This is a genomic window from Erythrobacter sp. (assembly GCF_038133525.1).
Classification (GTDB): Bacteria; Pseudomonadota; Alphaproteobacteria; order Sphingomonadales; family Sphingomonadaceae; genus Qipengyuania.
In genome coordinates this window covers 7,231-10,333 of sequence record NZ_JAYPTL010000077.1, presented here as the reverse complement: position 1 = coordinate 10,333, position 3,103 = coordinate 7,231, and the positions used below count along the sequence as shown (strand labels likewise).

At 61.1% G+C, this 3,103-nt stretch carries 5 protein-coding genes and 1 pseudogene; 5 read left to right on the top strand and 1 reads right to left on the bottom strand.

Going from position 1 to position 3,103, the window contains the following annotated elements:
• From AAFM29_RS15245 to AAFM29_RS15230, 4 genes and pseudogenes are all read left to right on the top strand, one after another.
• Nucleotides 1-233: pseudogene (locus tag AAFM29_RS15245) on the top strand (acetyl-CoA C-acetyltransferase); the annotation flags it as partial.
• Between the two features lie 189 nt (nt 234-422).
• A complete protein-coding gene (locus AAFM29_RS15240) occupies nt 423-722 on the top strand; it encodes a hypothetical protein (protein ID WP_341713638.1) in 300 nt (99 codons plus the stop codon).
• A gap of 83 nt (nt 723-805) precedes the next feature.
• A complete protein-coding gene (locus AAFM29_RS15235; protein WP_341713637.1) occupies nt 806-1,207 on the top strand; it encodes a hypothetical protein in 402 nt (133 codons plus the stop codon).
• 122 nt (nt 1,208-1,329) lie between these two features.
• Nucleotides 1,330-1,752 carry a hypothetical protein gene (locus tag AAFM29_RS15230; RefSeq protein ID WP_341713636.1) on the top strand — a complete coding sequence of 141 codons (423 nt, stop codon included), beginning with the start codon at nt 1,330-1,332 and terminating at the stop codon, nt 1,750-1,752.
• 3 nt (nt 1,753-1,755) lie between these two features.
• Here the strand turns inward: AAFM29_RS15230 and AAFM29_RS15225 are convergent, their stop codons facing one another.
• Nucleotides 1,756-2,223 carry an SH3 domain-containing protein gene (locus AAFM29_RS15225; protein ID WP_341713635.1) on the bottom strand — a complete coding sequence of 156 codons (468 nt, stop codon included), beginning with the start codon at nt 2,221-2,223 and terminating at the stop codon, nt 1,756-1,758.
• 119 nt (nt 2,224-2,342) lie between these two features.
• On the opposite strand from AAFM29_RS15225, the gene AAFM29_RS15220 reads away from it, so the two are divergent.
• On the top strand, nt 2,343-3,103 hold a 761-nt coding region (locus tag AAFM29_RS15220; protein WP_341713634.1), incomplete at its 3' end, for a D-glycerate dehydrogenase.

Sequence of the window (3,103 nt, the reverse complement as noted above, 5' to 3'; positions counted from 1 at the left end):
ACGAGGCCTTCGCCTGCGTCGCGATGTTCGCCATGCGCGACATCGGCATCCCGCATGAAAAGATCAACGTAAACGGCGGCGCTACGGCACTGGGACATCCTATCGGTGCCAGTGGGACCCGTATCATCGTGACGCTGCTCAACGCCCTGAAGAAGCAGGGCAAGAAGCGCGGCGTCGCATCGCTCTGCATCGGCGGCGGTGAAGCCACAGCGGTGGCAGTCGAGTTGGTCTAACTTCCGTTACGGCAATCTCAGTTTCCCAAGACGTGCGGCCCGTGGTAACCATCCCGCGGGCCGCACTTGCATAGGGGGAGATGTGCTATGCGGAATCTGTTATTTCTGGCGTCCGTCGCAGCATTGGCTGCGTGTTCAGAACCTGCGCCTGAGCCAGCGACGGAAGAGGCCACAGCCGAACCGGCGACCATGGCTGAAGCACCGGCACCTGGTGACTATGTAGCCGTTTATGAAGACGGAACCGAACAACCCTTCACCATGAACGCTGATGGCACATGGACGGGGACAGGGCTCGATGGTGCGCCTGCCAACGGCTCCTATGCCCAGGTTGACGGCAAGACTTGCTTCACGACCGATCCGCCCGCCGAAGACGACAGCTGCTGGACCAATTCGCCCGCGGCAGCCGACGGAAGCTTCGAAACGGTGAACGATCAGGGCGTAAAAGCGACCGTGAAACCAGCGGCGGTGGAAGCCCCGGCGGCCGAATAATGCCCAGAGGATAGGCCATGAGGGGCCAATGCGAGGCAGCATGGCCTATCCATTTGATACCATTTTTTCAGGGGAGAGACGGAATGCGGAAGTTACTACTTGCGGCATCGATTTTGACACTCGCGGCTTGCTCTGGTGAAGCACCCGCGCCTGCCGAAGAAGAGGCTGTGGCAGAAGCGCCTGCCCCGGAAGGTGTAGTTGCCAACGGCTCACCTGCCGGCGCCTATGATGTGACCAATGCTGACGGCACGACGATGACCGCCAATATCAACGCCGATGGAACCTATTCCGATGTCGCGGCAGACGGGACCGTCGTCGAGGAAGGCACATATGCTGTGGTCGACGGCAAGACCTGTTTCACCCCAACGACCGAAGGTGCGACACCCATGTGCTTCACCGAATCCCAACGGGCGGAGGACGGGTCCTTTACCGCCACACCTGACGAAGGCGATCCGGTGACTGTCAAACCGAAGGCCGCAGGCTGAACGTCGGCAGAAACCTTTTTGAATGAGTCCAGGGCGGCGGGAGCGATCCTGCCGCCCTTTCCTCTTTCGCACAGCGGATCCACGTGGCACGAGAATGGGATGATTGATCGAAGCGAGACCCGATGAGGACTGCTATCGCCCTCACGGCCATCATCGCCTTGGTTGGCTGCAGTCGGCAAGATGCACCCGCCGAGGTTGCACCTGGCACGCCATCGGACGAAAGCGCGCTTGCCAACGTCCCCGGTACCTACAAGATCGTGCTCGCCGACGGGACGGTGATGATAGAAACGATCGGTGTCGACGGAACCTATATCGACGCTACCGCAGACGGCGCGGAAACTGAGCGCGGTAGGTGGCGCCAGCAAGGTGAAGCGATATGCTTTGATCCCGATGGCGAGGAACCCGAGGCTTGTTACGCCGGAGGCGCACCTGGCCCGGACGGCAGTTTCGAGATTACAGACACCACAGACTCGGTCACTTCATCAGTATCCCGGATAGCGCCAGTTTCACCGAGCTCCCCCGCTGGAATCACTTCACCAGAGTGATCCCTATGGTTCGCCCGCCCCCCAAAGTCGGGCCGCCCTAATCCAACCCGTGCGCTTAGCGACCGTCAGTTCGCACCAGCCTGCGTCGCAATCGCCCAGAACGCCGGAGACGCCCGGTTCGATTCGCCATTTCACAGATGCACCAGGCGAGGGCGAATCGCGCAACTCGGTCGTACCATTCCCGATTACGATCGCCCCTCGGTCCGGGCTGAGAAGGCGCGCAACAACCCACCCCCTTGCCCCGTCAGGATCTTCAATCAGGCGCCAGCCTTCAAGCACGCGAACCACCTTCACTGGCAGCCCGGGGCGACGATAGACCCAATCGATCCGATAGTCAGCGCTGGGGCCGACGCGCATGTTGAGCTCATTTGCGCGGATTGTAGCCCAATATGGCACCTCACGATCCTGTGCCGTCGCCGGCGCCATGATGCCCATCAAAGCGAAAAAGAGGAAAAGCGCACGCGTAGCCATCGACGATCGTTTACATGATTCCTGCCTGTGGCGGCAACCGTTGGCCGCGCGAAATGCGGCAGGTTTTCACGCGCAGAGCTTGACCGTAACCCTCCGCTGCTCATAGCTCTCTTCCCCGCATGGAACAGCCGAGCGACACCGTCACCAAGCGCCTTGAGCGCCGTCCACGCGTCTTCGTGACCAGACACCTCATGCCTTCGGTCGAAGAGCGGATGGCGGAGCTTTTCGATGTGACGCTCAACCAATCCGATAAGCCGCTAACCCGCGAAGAGCTTGTCACCGGAATGCAGGGTTGCGACGTGCTCGTTCCCACTGTGACCGACCGCATCGACGCTGCCATGATTGAGGCTGCCGGGCCGGACATGCGGTTGATCGCCAATTTCGGTGCCGGAACCGAGCATATCGACCTCAAGAGCGCCGCCACGCGCAAGGTCATGGTCACCAATACGCCCGGTGTCTTCACCGATGATACCGCCGATATCGCGATGGAAATGATTATCGGCGTACCCCGTCGCGTCCGCGAAGGCGTGCACCTGGTACGCAGCGGCGAATGGTCGGGCTGGACCCCTACCTCACTTCTCGGGCGAAAGCTCGGCGGCAAGGTACTCGGGATTGTGGGTATGGGGCGGATTGGCCAGGCGGTGGCGCACCGGGCGCGCGCCTTTGGGCTGGAGATCATTTATCACAACCGCAAGCGGCTGCCCGAAGCGGTCGAACGGATATTTTCGGCGACCTATGTCGAGACACTCGATGAACTGGTTGCGCGGGCCGACATCATCACCCTGCACTGCCCGGCCGGCCCCCGTTCGCACCATATGATCGACTCAGGACGCTTTGCCTTGATGAAAGAGGGTGCCTGCCTAGTGAATACGGCCCGTGG

Excerpts from the sequence above, each read along its gene's own strand:
- AAFM29_RS15240 (WP_341713638.1), top strand. The coding sequence starts at position 423 with ATGGCTGAAGCACCGGCACCTGGTGACTATGTAGCCGTTTATGAAGAC.
- AAFM29_RS15225 (WP_341713635.1), bottom strand. The coding sequence starts at position 2,223 with ATGGCTACGCGTGCGCTTTTCCTCTTTTTCGCTTTGATGGGCATCATG.
- AAFM29_RS15230 (WP_341713636.1), top strand. The coding sequence starts at position 1,330 with ATGAGGACTGCTATCGCCCTCACGGCCATCATCGCCTTGGTTGGCTGC.
- AAFM29_RS15235 (WP_341713637.1), top strand. The coding sequence starts at position 806 with ATGCGGAAGTTACTACTTGCGGCATCGATTTTGACACTCGCGGCTTGC.